Raw genomic sequence first — 14,209 nt, 5'->3', positions numbered from 1 at the left:
CGCCGTCCTCCCTGACATAATCACTGTCCAAATAACCAGGGGGCAACGTGATCGACGATTTTGCAGCAGACGGCCAGCTGGCCATGGCGATACCGGGCTTTAAGCCGCGCGAACCGCAGCGCCAGATGGCGATAGCGGTGAGTGAAGCCATTGACGCCTCCCGGCCGCTGGTGGTGGAAGCAGGGACTGGCACCGGTAAAACCTACGCCTATCTGGCGCCCGCGCTGCGCGCGAAGAAAAAGGTGATCATCTCCACGGGTTCGAAAGCGCTGCAGGATCAGCTCTACAGCCGCGACCTGCCGACCGTCGCCAAGGCACTTAAATTCACCGGTAAACTGGCGCTATTAAAGGGGCGCTCAAACTACCTGTGCCTTGAACGCCTTGAACAGCAGGCGCTGGCGGGCGGCGATCTGCCGGTACAAACGTTAAGTGACGTAATTCTTCTGCGCTCCTGGTCTAATCAGACGCAGGATGGCGATATCAGCACCTGCGCCAGCGTCGCCGAAGATTCTCAGGCCTGGCCGCTGGTGACCAGCACTAACGATAACTGTCTCGGCAGCGACTGCCCGTTATATAAAGATTGCTTTGTGGTGAAAGCGCGTAAGAAGGCGATGGATGCTGATGTGGTGGTGGTCAACCATCACCTGTTCCTTGCCGATATGGTGGTGAAAGAGAGCGGCTTTGCCGAACTGATCCCCGAAGCGGAAGTGATGATCTTCGATGAAGCCCATCAGCTGCCGGATATCGCCAGCCAGTATTTTGGCCAGTCGCTCTCCAGCCGCCAGCTACTGGATTTGGCCAAAGACATCACCATTGCCTATCGTACTGAACTAAAAGATACCCAACAGCTGCAAAAATGCGCCGATCGTCTGGCGCAAAGCGCGCAGGATTTCCGTCTGCAGTTGGGCGATCCGGGCTATCGCGGCAATCTGCGCGAACTGCTGGCGGATAGCCACATTCAGCGCGCGCTGCTGCTGCTCGATGACGCGCTTGAACTGTGTTATGACGTCGCCAAACTCTCGCTTGGCCGCTCGGCGCTGCTCGACGCCGCCTTTGAGCGCGCGACGCTCTACCGTGGCCGCCTGAAGCGGCTTAAAGAGATTAATCAGCCGGGATATAGCTACTGGTATGAATGCACCTCGCGGCATTTTACCCTCGCCCTGACGCCGTTGACCGTCGCGGAGAAGTTTAAAGAGGTGATGGCGCAAAAGTCAGGAAGCTGGATCTTTACCTCGGCGACGCTGTCGGTTAATGACGATCTCCACCACTTTACCGCCCGCCTCGGCATCGATGACGCACAGACGCTGTTGCTGCCAAGCCCGTTTGATTATCAACATCAGGCGCTGCTCTGCGTACCGCGCAATTTACCGCTGCCGAACCAGCCCGGCGCGGCGCGCCATCTGGCGGCCATGCTGAAACCGTTGATCGAGGCCAATGACGGTCGTTGTTTTATGCTGTGTACCTCGCACGCCATGATGCGCGACCTGGCGGAGCAGTTCCGCGCTACCATGACGCTGCCGGTACTGCTGCAAGGGGAGACCAGTAAAGGTCAACTGCTGCAGCAGTTTGTTAGTGCCGGCAATGCCCTATTAGTGGCGACCAGTAGCTTCTGGGAAGGGGTCGACGTGCGCGGCGACGCGCTGTCGCTGGTGATTATCGATAAGCTGCCCTTTACCTCACCGGACGATCCGCTGCTCAAAGCGCGAATGGAAGACTGTCGACTGCGCGGCGGCGACCCGTTCGATGAAGTGCAGTTGCCGGATGCCGTCATTACCCTCAAACAGGGCGTCGGGCGCCTGATCCGTGATATTGACGATCGCGGCGTTCTGGTTATCTGTGATAACCGGCTGGTGATGCGCCCTTACGGCGCCGTGTTCCTGGCCAGCCTGCCACCCGCGCCGCGTACCCGCGATATCCGCCGGGCAGTGCGCTTTCTCGCTGTACCGCCGGCAAGGTAATCCGTCGCAAAATGTGGTAAGCTGCGCGCCATTTTGTAAATCAGCTATCCCCAATGGATTTCGGGCGGTGCGGCGGCGGTGAGTCCGTCAGTCGATGAATTTACCGCCCTAAAGCCTGGAATATGTAACGAGAGCGTGACCACCCATGCGAATTTTGGCTATCGATACCGCCACGGAGGCGTGCTCCGCGGCGCTGTGGAATGATGGCGCCCAGAGCGCCCATTTTGAAATTTGTCCTCGCGAACACACCAAACGTATCCTGCCTCTGGTGCAGGAGGTCCTCACTGAAAGCGGCACTACGCTGAATGAACTTGACGCGCTGGCCTTTGGCCGCGGACCGGGCAGCTTTACCGGCGTACGTATTGGTATCGGTATTGCGCAAGGACTGGCGCTGGGCGCTGAGTTGCCAATGATCGGCGTCTCTACGCTGGCGACGATGGCCCAGGGCGCGTGGCGCAAAACCGGCGCTACTCGGGTGCTGGCGGCCATTGACGCGCGTATGGGCGAGGTCTACTGGGCCGAGTATCAGCGCGACGAAGATGGCGTCTGGCACGGTGAAGAAACAGAAGCGGTCCTCAAACCGGCTGCGGTTGCCGACCGCCTGGCGCGGCTTTCCGGCGAATGGGCTACCGTCGGCACCGGCTGGCAGGCGTGGCCGGATTTGGCGAAAGAGAGCGGGCTGATTTTAAGCAGCGGCGAGATCGAACTGCCGGCGGCAGAAGATATGCTGCCGCTGGCCATTCAGCTGCTGGCGGCGGGAAAAACCGTGGCCGTTGAGCATGCGGAACCTGTTTATTTGCGAAACGAAGTGGCATGGAAGAAACTTCCTGGCCGCGAGTGAATCTCAGTAGAGAGAAGACTGAGAGAAGGAGTCGCATTATGGCGGGTCAAAAACAGGGCGTTCGTTGGCTGTTAGCCGCGGCGGTTGTCGTTGCGCTAAGCGGCTGCGTATCGGTACCGGATGCTATTAAAGGCACCAGCCCTACGCCGCAGCAGGATTTAGTGCGGGTGATGAACGCGCCGCAGCTGTATATCGGCCAGGAAGCGCGTTTTGGCGGTAAGGTCGTCAACGTGCAGAATCAGCAGGGGAAAACCCGCTTAGAGATTGCCACCGTACCGCTGGATAGCGGCGCGCGACCGGAACTGGGCGAACCATCTCGCGGCCGTATCCTCGCCGACGTGAGCGGTTTCCTCGACCCGGTCGATTTCCGTGGCCAGTTGGTCACCGTGGTTGGGCCGATTAGCGGCGTTGTCGACGGTAAAGTTGGCGCAACGCCGTATAAATTCATGTTGATGAACGCCACCGGCTATAAGCGCTGGAACGTAGTGCAGCAGGTGGTGATGCCGCCACAGCCCATCGATCCGTGGATGCTCGGCCCTCGCCCCTGGGGCTACGGATACGGCGGTTGGGGTTGGTATAACCCGGGCCCTGCCGAGGTCAGAAATGTCGTAACGGAATGATTTTGTTGTTTTTATAATGGAATAGAAACAGCGGCTAGCCCGCTGTTTCGTGTTTTTTAGTCTCATAAGAAAAATAAATAGTGACGCGCTTCGCAACCTGAAAAACGCCTAATTAATAAACTGGTACGCTGAGTTAATATAATGTTAACAAAATGTTTGTTGATCAGGGGCTGTGATGACGACGAATAACTATTTCAGAGGTGAAGCAGTGAAAAAGGTTTGGCTAAACCGTTATCCCGCCGATGTTCCGGCGGAGATAAATCCTGACCGCTATCAATCCCTGGTTGAATTGTTTGAACACGCCACCACCCGTTATGCCGATCAGCCGGCATTTATCAACATGGGCGAGGTGATGACCTACCGCAAGCTGGAAGAGCGCAGCCGCGCTTTCGCCGCTTATCTCCAGCAAGGTTTAGGGCTACAGAAGGGCGATCGCGTCGCGCTGATGATGCCTAACCTGCTGCAATACCCGGTGGCGCTGTTTGGGATCCTGCGTGCCGGAATGATTGCCGTCAACGTTAACCCGCTGTATACCCCGCGCGAACTGGAGCACCAGCTCAATGACAGCGGCGCGGCGGCGATTGTGATCGTTTCCAACTTCGCACATACCCTGGAGAAAGTCGTTGATAAAACCCAGGTAAAACACGTCATCCTGACGCGGATGGGCGACCAGCTCTCCACCGCCAAAGGGACGTTAGTCAACTTTGTGGTGAAGTACATTAAGCGGCTGGTGCCGAAATATCATCTACCGGACGCCATCTCATTTCGTAGCGCCCTGCAGCATGGCTACCGTATGCAGTACGTGAAGCCGGAAATCGTCGCGGACGATCTGGCTTTCCTGCAGTACACCGGCGGTACCACCGGCGTGGCGAAAGGGGCGATGCTGACCCACCGCAATATGCTGGCTAACCTCGAACAGGTGAATGCGACCTACGGTCCGCTACTGCACCGTGGTAAAGAGCTGGTGGTGACCGCGCTGCCGCTCTATCACATCTTCGCTTTGACCATGAACTGCCTGCTGTTTATCGAACTTGGCGGGCAGAACCTGCTGATTACCAATCCGCGCGATATTCCGGGTCTGGTAAAAGAGCTGGCAAAATATCCCTTCACCGCGATGACCGGGGTGAATACCTTGTTTAACGCGCTATTGAACAATAAAGAATTCCAGCAGCTTGATTTCTCTTCGCTGCATCTTTCCGCCGGCGGCGGCATGCCGGTGCAGCAGGTGGTAGCGGAGCGCTGGGTGAAACTGACGGGTCAGTATCTGCTGGAGGGCTACGGCCTGACGGAGTGCTCGCCGCTGGTGAGCGTCAACCCGCATGATATCGACTACCACAGCGGCAGCATCGGCCTGCCGGTGCCATCGACCGAAGCCAAGCTGGTCGATGATGATGATAATGAAGTCGCGCCGGGTGAGCCGGGCGAGCTTTGCATCAAAGGGCCGCAGGTGATGCTGGGCTACTGGCAGCGTCCGGATGCCACCGATGAAATCATTAAAGATGGCTGGCTGCATACCGGCGATATCGCGGTGATGGATGATGAAGGCTTCCTGCGGATCGTCGATCGTAAAAAAGATATGATTCTGGTTTCCGGTTTTAACGTCTATCCGAATGAAATCGAAGATGTTGTGATGCAGCACTCCGGCGTACAGGAAGTGGCAGCCGTCGGCGTACCCTCCGGCAGCAGCGGTGAAGCGGTGAAGATCTTTGTGGTGAAGAAAGATGCCGCGTTAACCGAAGAAGCGCTGATTACTTTCTGTCGTCGCCATTTGACCGGCTACAAAGTGCCGAAGCTGGTGGAGTTTCGTGATGAACTGCCGAAATCCAACGTCGGCAAAATTTTACGACGAGAACTGCGTGACGAAGCCCGTGCTAAAGTAGACAATAAAGGCTAAGCAACGAGTGAGTCGCCCTGCGCCGGCTAAGCCGGCGTTTTTTATGGGCGCAAGTTAAGAGAGTATGATTTGAACTATCAGATGATCACCACCGACGATGGCCTGCGCGCTATCTGTGAAGCGGCAAGTTCGGCGCCCGCGGTTGCGCTGGATACCGAGTTTGTTCGCACCCGCACCTACTATCCGCAGCTTGGTTTGCTGCAGCTGTTCGACGGCAAACAGGTTTCTCTGATCGATCCGTTGACCATCAACGACTGGGCGCCGATGCGCGAGCTGCTGCTTAACCAAAATGTCACCAAATATCTGCATGCGGGCAGCGAAGATTTAGAAGTCTTCCTCAACGCATTCAACCTGATGCCGCAGCCGCTGATCGACACCCAGATTCTGGCCGCTTTCTGCGGGCGCCCGATGTCGTGGGGCTTTGCTTCAATGGTTGAAGAGTATTCCGGCGTCGCGCTGGACAAAAGCGAATCGCGTACCGATTGGCTGGCCCGACCGTTGACCGAGCGTCAGTGCGAATACGCGGCCGCCGATGTCTGGTATCTGTTGCCGATCGCCAGCAAATTAATGGCGGAAACCGACCATGCGGGCTGGCTGCCGGCAGCGTTGAACGAGTGCCACCTGATGCAGCAGCGCCGTCAGGAAGTCCTTGACCCGGCGGAGGCGTGGCGGGAAATCGGCAATGCCTGGCAACTGCGTACACGTCAGCTGGGCTGCCTGCAGTTGCTGGCGGAGTGGCGTCTGCGCAAAGCGCGCGAGCGTAACCTGGCGGTGAACTTTGTGGTACGCGAAGAGCATCTGTGGAGCGTGGCGCGCTATATGCCGACCAGCCTCGGTGAGCTTGATAGTCTGGGTTTATCCGGTAGCGAAATTCGCTTCCACGGCAAAACGTTGATTAGCCTGGTTGAGAAAGCGCAGGCCTTGCCGGAATCTGCGCTGCCTGAGCCATTGCAAAACCTGATCGATATGCCGGGATACCGCAAAGCCTTTAAAGATATTAAAGCGCTGGTACAGGAAGTGAGCGCCGAGAAGGGCGTGAGCGCCGAACTACTGGCGTCTCGCCGCCAGATCAACCAACTGCTGAACTGGCACTGGCAGCAGAAAACCAAAAACGGCGAGCCGGAGCTGGTTTCCGGCTGGCGCGGTGAATTGATGGCCGAGCGTCTGAACGCGCTGCTTAACAACTACCCGCGCTAATCCTGAGCGCCCTTCAGGCCATAAAAAAACCGGCCGCACGTTGCGTGACCGGTTTTTTTAATACTACGGCGAGATGCCGTTAATGCGACAACAAGGTCAGGGTTTCGACTCTTCAGCTTCTGGCAGGGTCACGTTCAGCTCGAGAATCGAAATATCACCATCACGCTGTTCCAGCTGAACGCTGACCATCTCAGGGTCTATCTGCACGTATTTACAGATGACCTCCAGGATATCTTTGCGCAGCTGCGGCAGGTAATGCGGTTCCGCGTCGCCGCGGCGGCGCTCCGCGACGATGATTTGCAGGCGTTCTTTCGCAATGTTAGCCGTGTTCTTTTTTCGCGAGAGAAAAAAGTCGAGTAATGCCATAATTTATCCTCCGAACAGGCGTTTGAGGAAACCTTTCTTCTCTTCTTCGATGAAGCGGAAAGGACGTTCTTCTCCGAGCAGACGATCCACTGTATCCGCATAGGCTTTACCCGCATCTGAAACGGTATCCAGAATCACCGGCTCGCCCTGGTTCGATGCGCGCAGAACAGACTGATCTTCCGGAATCACGCCCACCAGGTTGATGCGCAGAATTTCCAGCACGTCTTCCATGCTCAGCATGTCGCCTTTGTTCACGCGGCCTGGATTGTAGCGCGTCAGCAGCAGGTGCTCTTTAATCGGCTCGTCGCCATTTTCCGCGCGACGGGATTTGGAGGCCAGAATGCCAAGGATACGGTCGGAGTCGCGTACGGAGGAGACTTCCGGGTTAGTGGTGATGATGGCTTCGTCAGCGAAGTACAGCGCCATTAGCGCGCCGGTTTCGATGCCTGCCGGGGAGTCGCAGACAATAAAATCGAAGTCCATCTTTTTCAGTTCTTCCAGAACTTTATCTACGCCTTCGCGGGTCAGCGCGTCTTTATCACGGGTCTGAGAAGCCGGAAGGATATAGAGATTTTCAGTACGCTTATCTTTGATTAGCGCCTGATTGAGAGTGGCATCGCCCTGGATAACGTTGACGAAGTCATAAACCACCCGACGCTCGCATCCCATAATCAGGTCGAGGTTACGCAGGCCGATATCGAAGTCGATAACGACAGTTTTCTTTCCCTTCTGGGCCAAACCAGTAGCGATGGCCGCGCTGGAGGTGGTCTTACCAACGCCCCCTTTACCCGAAGTCACAACAATAATGCGTGCCATAGAAATTCCTTGTTAAAAAGGGATTAATTGAACGGTTGAATTGTCAAAGCGCCGTCGCCTAAACGCAGGCGCGCCGCTTTGCCATAAAATTCAGCTGGGATGTTATCGCTCAGCCAATATTCCCCTGCGATGGACACCAGTTCCGCCGAGAGGTTAGTACAAAATATTTGGGCATCTCTGTCGCCGCTTGCGCCAGCCAGCGCACGTCCCCGCATCATGCCATACACATGGATGTTACCATCAGCGATAAGTTCCGCTCCGGCACTCACATGGTTTGTAACAATTAGATCACAGTGTGGCGCATAAATGCGCTGACCGGAACGTACCGGCAGATCAATCAAACGCGTTTTTGTGATCGGCGTAGCAACTGGTGGCGGTTCAACGGGTTCCGGCGGCGGCGCCTGACGAACGATTTTCTCTTTTCCTTCCGTCAGTAGCGGGATCCCGGCGCGGTCGATTTCCGTTTTCAGGCGGGAAATTTTACAACCGCTCACCCCCATGATGCGTAAACCGGTGGCGACGATAGCTTCATGCATCGGGCGCCAGTCGACGCTCTCTTCAATACTGCTGATGTTGACCACGACCGGTGCATGACGTAAAAAAGCGGGAGCCTGGGCGATTTTGTCTTCTAACGCCTGACGAATAACCTCGGGATTTGCATCGTGCAAATGAACGACAGATAAGGTGAAGCTACTGCCCTTAAGTTCGATTGGCGTATTTGACATCCTGGCCTTACTCAATTTGCTGTTTATCATCCGCCGAAGTGCGGTGATATTCCGAAGACTAAAAGGCATGTTATAGTCACTCATATATTGAGGCAAGTGACCACGGGTCTAATTCCGAGTAAAACTATGTTTTGTGTGATCTATCGAAGTACTAAACGTGAACAAACCTATTTATATGTCGAAAAAAAGGACGATTTCTCGCGCGTCCCGCCGGAACTGATGGCAAGCTTCGGCACCCCGCAGATGACCATGCTGCTGCCGCTCGACGGGCGCAAGACGCTGGCTAACGCTGACCTCGAAAAAGTAAAACAAGCGCTCGTCGATCAGGGCTATTACCTCCAACTTCCTCCCCCTCCTGAGAATCTACTTAAGAAACACCTCGCGGAACAGGGGAATAAATCCGATTAACCCATTGAGGGAAAATAATGTACCAACATCATAACTGGCAGGGTGAGTTACTGGATTATCCGGTGAGCAAAGTGGTTTGCGTTGGCAGTAATTACGCAAAACATATTAAGGAGATGGGCAGCGCGATGCCGGAAGAACCGGTGCTGTTTATTAAACCTGAAACGGCGCTATGCGATATCCGCCAGCCGTTGGTACTGCCTGAAGGATTGGGCTCGGTGCATCATGAGGTTGAACTGGCGGTGCTGATCGGCAGCACCTTGCGCCAGGCCAGCGAAGACCACGTGCGTAAGGCGATTGCTGGTTATGGCGTGGCGCTGGATCTCACCCTGCGTGATATTCAGGGCAAGATGAAAAAGGCCGGGCAACCGTGGGAGAAAGCTAAGGGGTTCGATAACGCCTGTCCAATCTCCGGTTTTATTCCTGCCGCCGAGTTCAACGGCGATCCGCAAAATATGCCGCTAAGCCTGAAGATTAATGGTGAAGTTCGCCAGCAGGGGACGACTGCGGATATGATTCATAAGATCGTACCGCTCATTGCCTATATGTCGCGCTTCTTTACACTGAAAGCGGGCGATATCATTCTGACCGGGACCCCGGAGGGGGTCGGGCCGCTCGCCAGCGGCGATGAGCTGGAAGTCGGCTTCAATGGTTTGACGTTGTCCACCCGCGTGCTGTAACGTCCGCTTGCCGCCTTTTGGGGCGGCAAAACTTGCATCGGCGTGCCAGACTGGTTATAAGGTGCATCCTGAATTGTAATGACGGACATCCCAATGAGCGAACAACCTTTCTGGCAACAAAAAACACTGGATGAAATGACCGACGCGGAGTGGGAATCACTGTGCGACGGCTGCGGACAGTGCTGCCTGCATAAGCTAATGGATGAAGATACCGACGAGATTTACTTTACCAACGTCGCCTGCCGTCAGCTCAACATCAAAACCTGCCAGTGCCGTAACTACGAGCGTCGCTTCGAGTACGAACCGGACTGCATCAAACTCACGCGTGATAATCTGCCGACCTTCGAATGGCTGCCGCACACCTGCGCCTATCGCCTGCTGGCGGAAGGTAAAGCGCTGCCGCACTGGCACCCGCTGCTGACCGGCTCAAAAGTGGCGATGCACGGCGAACGTATTTCCGTGCGCCATATTGCGGTAAAAGAGTCCACCGTCGTCGACTGGCAGGACCATATTTTAAATAAACCGGATTGGGCTCAGTAAACTCATCAAAATATTAGAACCGGGCATTCCCTGCCTGCGCGGCCCGGTTCTTTGTTCGCATTAATATCCCATCATTCTCAATGCCAGCCAGATAATCCCCGCCCACAATAAAGCGCATGGAAAAATAACAACACTAAGCGAACGCCAGCCGTTTCTACTCATCGGAAACCCCACATTTAAGTCATCATCACCAGGTGTGTTTGGCATTTCATCATCGGCGCGGGGGCGGGGAACTTTAGGAATATTTGTAAAGCAGATGTAGAAAAAAATAGACCCGGCGCGGTGGCCGGGCTGAGAGGGCGTTGACGAGCTGCCAGGTCACCCCGGCGCGGTGACTGCTTGCGGCGATCAGATGGGCAGGAAACTCATCATTAAATACGCGACGACAATGCAGATTAGCGTCATATACCAGACTATGCTCATGGTGACTTATCCCATTTCAGACTCAAACAAGACGAGCCTTTCGGGTAACGACTTTAAACATCCGGACGTCGATGATCAACCGCTTGCGCATCAGGGGATTAGCTTTTCTTTGCGTGGAACAGGCCGTCTTCGCCGTGGCTTTCATCCTCAACCCAGAAGTTAATATTGAACTGGGCATCATCGCTGAGCTCGATACGGTGCCAATACTGCGGTGGGCTGGTGGCGAACTGCCCGGCGTTAATGACGACCTTCACCTCCGGCTCGGTAGCCTGCTCGTCATGAAAACCGTAGTAAGTTACCGTTCCTTCCATGACGCACAGCTGACCGAAAACGTTAGCGGCAGTATTGTGATGGGTGAGCAGCGCCGCCGGAACATTTTCCTTAGTGAAGAACGGAGTGGAGCGTTTAACTTTCCAGTTAGCCGGGATACGCAGGTGAGACATGGTGAGCTCCTCAGTGGATGTATATAAGGTGTATTTAATATGCATCTTTAAAGGGGCGTCGTCAACTTACAGGCATAAAAAACGCCCCCGAAGGAGCGTTTACTATCTGGCAGGATAACTTAACGGCCGAACAGATCGCGTTTTTTAGCCTTAAATGGCTGAGCGATCAGCACCAGCAGACCGATGACCAGATAAGCGGCAAAGATGCCTACCAGCCACTGCGGCATCTCCAGCGTCAGGAATTCCCACTGGCGCACGGAACAATCGCCGGTGGCGACGAATACCTGCGGCAGCCATTTATCCAGCGGCAGCCACGTCGGGAAACGCGCGGCGAAATCGCAGGTCTGGAACGGAGAAGGGTGCAGCTGAATCATGGTGTGTTCCCAGGCTAACTGCAAACCGCGCAGGGCGCTGTACAGCCAGATCAGCAGCGCGACGTAGCGCAACGGGGTTTTCGGCGCGATAGCGCCCACCAGACCAGCGCCCATAATGCCAAACAGAGCGCAGCGTTCATAAATACACAACACGCAGGGCTGCAGCAGCATCACGTGCTGGAACCACAGCGCCACTAATTCAAGTATAAAAGCGGTTAACGCCATCAAGAGCCAGGCGCCGCGTCCCCGTGAGCACTGGTTTAAGTATTGCAACATAATCATTTCCCTGGAACATGCTAAATCATGGCAGTGTAAACGAAAACTACCGCGACGCCATCCGCTAGTCGGAAAATATTACGTAAATGAATATTCGTTACCCGGGCGGACCCGGGTAACGGCTGCGCAATTACGGTAGTGTCGGCGTGGTCAACCAGCCGTGGCTGAGCATCCACTGGGTGGCCGGCATTAGCAGCGTTTCGACGCACAGCAGGCCGACCAGCGTGAGCACGATGGTATAAGGCAGCGCCATCCACACCATTCTGCCATAAGAGAGGCGGATCAGCGGCGCCAGCGCCGAGGTCAACAGGAACAGAAACGCGGCCTGGCCATTGGGGGTGGCGACGGAAGGCAGGTTAGTACCGGTATTAATGGCGACCGCCAGCATTTCAAACTGCTGCAGGCTGATAACGCCATGCTCCAGCGCCGCTTTTGCTTCGTTGATATAGACCGTACCGACAAAGACGTTATCGGAGATGGACGACAGCAGGCCGTTAAACAGATAGAACAGCGATAGCTGAGCGTGAGGCGAAGCCTGCAGGACGAACTCAATCACTGGGGCAAACAGATGCTGATCGATAATCACCGCTACGATGGCGAAAAACACCGTCAGCAGGGCGGTAAACGGCAGCGCTTCGGTAAAGGCTTTACCGATGGCGTGCTCGTCGGTCACGCCGGAAAAGGTGGTCGCCAGCACGATGACAGAGAGGCCAATCAGGCCAACTTCCGCCAGATGCAGGGCGAGGGCGGCAATCAGCCACACGCCGATGATCCCTTGAGCGATAAGGCGCATCCGATCCTGGCGGCTGCGGCTCTGGCGGCTACGGTCGTCGAAATCCTGCAATACTTTGCGCACTGGGACCGGCAGCGGCTCACCATAGCCGAACAGACGGAATTTTTCCAGCAGCAAGCAGGTTATCAGGCCGCAGACGATAACCGGCAGGGTTACCGGCGACATACGAATGAAGAACTCACCGAAGTGCCAGCCGGCGGCTTTGGCGATAATCAGGTTCTGCGGTTCGCCGACCATGGTCATCACGCCGCCGAGGGCGGTACCGACGCCGGCGTGCATCATCAGGCTGCGTAAAAAGCTGCGGAACTGTTCGAGCACGTCGCGGTAATGCTGATCGATGTGGCTGTCATCAAGCATGTCGTTATCATCAGGCCGCGCGGAGGCGACGCGATGATAAATGCCGTAAAAGCCTACTGCCACGCTAATGACCACCGCCACAACGGTGAGCGCGTCGAGGAAGGCGGAGAGAAAAGCGGCCGCAAGGCAGAAGGCCAGCGACAGCAGCATCTTGCTGCGGATCCCCAGCAACAGACGGGTAAAAATAAACAGCAATAGCTGCTTCATGAAATAGATCCCGGCCACCATAAACATCAGCAACAGCAGGACTTCGAGATTATTGGCTATCTCTTCGCGGATATGTTCGGGGCTGGTCATACCGATCAGCACCGCTTCTATCGCCAGCAGTCCGCCTGGCAGCAGCGGGTAGCATTTGAGCGCCATCGCCAGGGTGAAGATAAACTCCACCACTAACAGCCAACCGGCAACAAACGGTTGCAGATAAAACGCCAGCGGGTTAACCACCAGGAAGATAATCAGCAGAAGCTTGTACCAGTCTGGCGACTGGCCAAGAAAATTGCGCCACAGGGCGCGGCCATAAGACATTTCCACGACAGAGGTCCTTCCGTCAAACAACATGATTTTATGCGTAACTATTGCAAGATTACCAGTTGAGTAAAAAGGGAAGCAACTTTCTTCGCGGCGCATGACAGGTAATGGAAGGCGTTAAGCAAAAGCTGAAAATGAAACGGCGATCCCCTTTTAATTACTTTCAGATGCTATCTGGCGTATGACTGCTCTGGTATGATGAGTGCAATTTGCAACGCTGTGTAATGGAAATCTTACTATGGTCATTAAGGCGCAAAGCCCTGCGGGTTTCGCGGAAGAGTACATCATTGAAAGTATCTGGAATAACCGTTTCCCGCCTGGATCTATTCTCCCTGCTGAACGTGAACTTTCTGAACTGATTGGTGTGACCCGAACAACTCTGCGCGAAGTGTTGCAACGTCTGGCCCGTGATGGCTGGCTGACTATCCAGCACGGTAAACCGACGAAGGTGAACAACTTCTGGGAAACCTCCGGACTGAATATTCTTGAGACGCTGGCGCGCCTCGACCACGATAGCGTGCCGCAACTGATTGATAACTTACTGTCGGTGCGAACCAATATCTCGACGATTTTTATTCGTACCGCCTTCCGCCAGCACCCGGACAAAGCGCTGGAGGTACTGTCTACCGCCCGTGAAGTTGAAGATCATGCCGACGCTTTCGCCGAGCTGGATTACAACATCTTCCGCGGTCTGGCGTTTGCCTCCGGCAACCCGATCTACGGTCTGATCCTCAACGGCATGAAGGGGCTGTATACCCGCATCGGCCGTCACTATTTTGCTAATCCGGAAGCGCGTAGCCTGGCGCTGGGTTTCTATCACCAGTTGGCGAAAGTGTGCGAAGAAAGTCAGCACGATAAAGTGTACGAAATCGTCCGCGCCTATGGCCACAACAGCGGCGAGATCTGGCATCGGATGCAAAAAACGCTGCCCGGCGATTTAGCCATTAATATGCGCTAAGTACGGCTCACTCTA

Annotated in this window: 15 protein-coding genes; 9 read left to right on the top strand and 6 right to left on the bottom strand. The window is 55.3% G+C overall.

What is annotated here, in order from left to right; genetic code table 11:
- Positions 1-47: 47 nt before the first annotated feature.
- The 5 genes from ABLU80_RS13770 (at position 48) to rnd (ending at position 6,510) form a co-directional block, all read left to right on the top strand.
- Positions 48-1,958, top strand: coding sequence for an ATP-dependent DNA helicase (locus tag ABLU80_RS13770; protein ID WP_015705926.1), 1,911 nt, complete (start codon positions 48-50; stop codon positions 1,956-1,958).
- 145 nt (positions 1,959-2,103) lie between these two features.
- Complete coding sequence (gene tsaB, locus ABLU80_RS13765; RefSeq protein WP_348850090.1) at positions 2,104-2,799, top strand: tRNA (adenosine(37)-N6)-threonylcarbamoyltransferase complex dimerization subunit type 1 TsaB; 696 nt, start codon at positions 2,104-2,106, stop codon at positions 2,797-2,799.
- Between the two features lie 38 nt (positions 2,800-2,837).
- On the top strand, positions 2,838-3,419 hold the full coding sequence (locus tag ABLU80_RS13760) for a Slp family lipoprotein (RefSeq protein WP_032714806.1): 582 nt from the start codon (positions 2,838-2,840) through the stop codon (positions 3,417-3,419).
- 208 nt (positions 3,420-3,627) lie between these two features.
- Complete coding sequence (fadD, locus tag ABLU80_RS13755) at positions 3,628-5,313, top strand: long-chain-fatty-acid--CoA ligase FadD (RefSeq protein WP_015705923.1); 1,686 nt, start codon at positions 3,628-3,630, stop codon at positions 5,311-5,313.
- An 81-nt stretch (positions 5,314-5,394) separates the two neighbouring features.
- Positions 5,395-6,510, top strand: a complete 1,116-nt coding sequence (rnd, locus tag ABLU80_RS13750) for a ribonuclease D (RefSeq protein ID WP_348850131.1) — start codon at positions 5,395-5,397, stop codon at positions 6,508-6,510.
- A gap of 96 nt (positions 6,511-6,606) precedes the next feature.
- On the opposite strand, the gene minE is transcribed toward rnd, so the two are convergent.
- Genes minE through minC form a run of 3 tightly spaced genes read right to left on the bottom strand, consistent with a single transcriptional unit; the run spans position 6,607 to position 8,417 of the window.
- Positions 6,607-6,876: a cell division topological specificity factor MinE gene (gene minE, locus ABLU80_RS13745; RefSeq protein ID WP_015366053.1), complete on the bottom strand. Its 270-nt coding sequence runs from the start codon at positions 6,874-6,876 to the stop codon at positions 6,607-6,609.
- 3 nt (positions 6,877-6,879) lie between these two features.
- Positions 6,880-7,692 carry a septum site-determining protein MinD gene (gene minD / locus ABLU80_RS13740; protein WP_015366054.1) on the bottom strand — a complete coding sequence of 271 codons (813 nt, stop codon included), beginning with the start codon at positions 7,690-7,692 and terminating at the stop codon, positions 6,880-6,882.
- Positions 7,693-7,715: 23 nt separating this feature from the next.
- The gene (gene minC, locus ABLU80_RS13735) at positions 7,716-8,417 is read right to left on the bottom strand and encodes a septum site-determining protein MinC (protein ID WP_015366055.1); all 702 of its coding nucleotides are present in this window, start codon (positions 8,415-8,417) and stop codon (positions 7,716-7,718) included.
- A gap of 126 nt (positions 8,418-8,543) precedes the next feature.
- Here minC and ABLU80_RS13730 point away from each other — a divergent pair, with 126 nt between their 5' ends.
- The 3 genes from ABLU80_RS13730 (at position 8,544) to ABLU80_RS13720 (ending at position 10,042) form a co-directional block, all read left to right on the top strand.
- Positions 8,544-8,825: a YcgL domain-containing protein gene (locus ABLU80_RS13730; RefSeq protein WP_026612271.1), complete on the top strand. Its 282-nt coding sequence runs from the start codon at positions 8,544-8,546 to the stop codon at positions 8,823-8,825.
- 17 nt (positions 8,826-8,842) lie between these two features.
- Complete coding sequence (locus tag ABLU80_RS13725) at positions 8,843-9,502, top strand: fumarylacetoacetate hydrolase family protein (RefSeq protein WP_032705943.1); 660 nt, start codon at positions 8,843-8,845, stop codon at positions 9,500-9,502.
- A gap of 93 nt (positions 9,503-9,595) precedes the next feature.
- Positions 9,596-10,042: a YcgN family cysteine cluster protein gene (locus tag ABLU80_RS13720; RefSeq protein WP_015366058.1), complete on the top strand. Its 447-nt coding sequence runs from the start codon at positions 9,596-9,598 to the stop codon at positions 10,040-10,042.
- 521 nt (positions 10,043-10,563) lie between these two features.
- Here ABLU80_RS13720 and ABLU80_RS13715 read toward each other — a convergent pair.
- The 3 genes from ABLU80_RS13715 to nhaB all read right to left on the bottom strand — a co-directional run bounded on the left by ABLU80_RS13715 (position 10,564) and on the right by nhaB (position 13,239).
- Positions 10,564-10,908, bottom strand: a complete 345-nt coding sequence (locus ABLU80_RS13715) for a DUF1971 domain-containing protein (protein ID WP_015366061.1) — start codon at positions 10,906-10,908, stop codon at positions 10,564-10,566.
- Between the two features lie 119 nt (positions 10,909-11,027).
- Positions 11,028-11,558, bottom strand: a complete 531-nt coding sequence (dsbB, locus tag ABLU80_RS13710) for a disulfide bond formation protein DsbB (RefSeq protein ID WP_015705844.1) — start codon at positions 11,556-11,558, stop codon at positions 11,028-11,030.
- 130 nt (positions 11,559-11,688) lie between these two features.
- Positions 11,689-13,239, bottom strand: a complete 1,551-nt coding sequence (gene nhaB / locus ABLU80_RS13705) for a sodium/proton antiporter NhaB (protein WP_045411499.1) — start codon at positions 13,237-13,239, stop codon at positions 11,689-11,691.
- A gap of 235 nt (positions 13,240-13,474) precedes the next feature.
- Between nhaB and fadR the strand changes: the two genes are divergently transcribed.
- Positions 13,475-14,194, top strand: coding sequence for a fatty acid metabolism transcriptional regulator FadR (gene fadR / locus ABLU80_RS13700; protein ID WP_015366064.1), 720 nt, complete (start codon positions 13,475-13,477; stop codon positions 14,192-14,194).
- Positions 14,195-14,209 lie beyond the last annotated feature (15 nt).

The sequence above is a fragment of the Klebsiella sp. CN_Kp104 genome, from assembly GCF_040064515.1.
GTDB classification, from domain to species: Bacteria; Pseudomonadota; Gammaproteobacteria; order Enterobacterales; family Enterobacteriaceae; genus Klebsiella; species Klebsiella aerogenes.
This window is presented reverse-complemented; position numbering and strand designations above follow the sequence as displayed.

Excerpts from the sequence above, each read along its gene's own strand:
- minD (WP_015366054.1), bottom strand. The coding sequence starts at position 7,692 with ATGGCACGCATTATTGTTGTGACTTCGGGTAAAGGGGGCGTTGGTAAG.
- ABLU80_RS13730 (WP_026612271.1), top strand. The coding sequence starts at position 8,544 with ATGTTTTGTGTGATCTATCGAAGTACTAAACGTGAACAAACCTATTTA.
- ABLU80_RS13725 (WP_032705943.1), top strand. The coding sequence starts at position 8,843 with ATGTACCAACATCATAACTGGCAGGGTGAGTTACTGGATTATCCGGTG.
- fadR (WP_015366064.1), top strand. The coding sequence starts at position 13,475 with ATGGTCATTAAGGCGCAAAGCCCTGCGGGTTTCGCGGAAGAGTACATC.
- minE (WP_015366053.1), bottom strand. The coding sequence starts at position 6,876 with ATGGCATTACTCGACTTTTTTCTCTCGCGAAAAAAGAACACGGCTAAC.
- rnd (WP_348850131.1), top strand. The coding sequence starts at position 5,395 with ATGATCACCACCGACGATGGCCTGCGCGCTATCTGTGAAGCGGCAAGT.
- tsaB (WP_348850090.1), top strand. The coding sequence starts at position 2,104 with ATGCGAATTTTGGCTATCGATACCGCCACGGAGGCGTGCTCCGCGGCG.
- ABLU80_RS13760 (WP_032714806.1), top strand. The coding sequence starts at position 2,838 with ATGGCGGGTCAAAAACAGGGCGTTCGTTGGCTGTTAGCCGCGGCGGTT.
- minC (WP_015366055.1), bottom strand. The coding sequence starts at position 8,417 with ATGTCAAATACGCCAATCGAACTTAAGGGCAGTAGCTTCACCTTATCT.
- ABLU80_RS13720 (WP_015366058.1), top strand. The coding sequence starts at position 9,596 with ATGAGCGAACAACCTTTCTGGCAACAAAAAACACTGGATGAAATGACC.
- ABLU80_RS13715 (WP_015366061.1), bottom strand. The coding sequence starts at position 10,908 with ATGTCTCACCTGCGTATCCCGGCTAACTGGAAAGTTAAACGCTCCACT.
- dsbB (WP_015705844.1), bottom strand. The coding sequence starts at position 11,558 with ATGTTGCAATACTTAAACCAGTGCTCACGGGGACGCGGCGCCTGGCTC.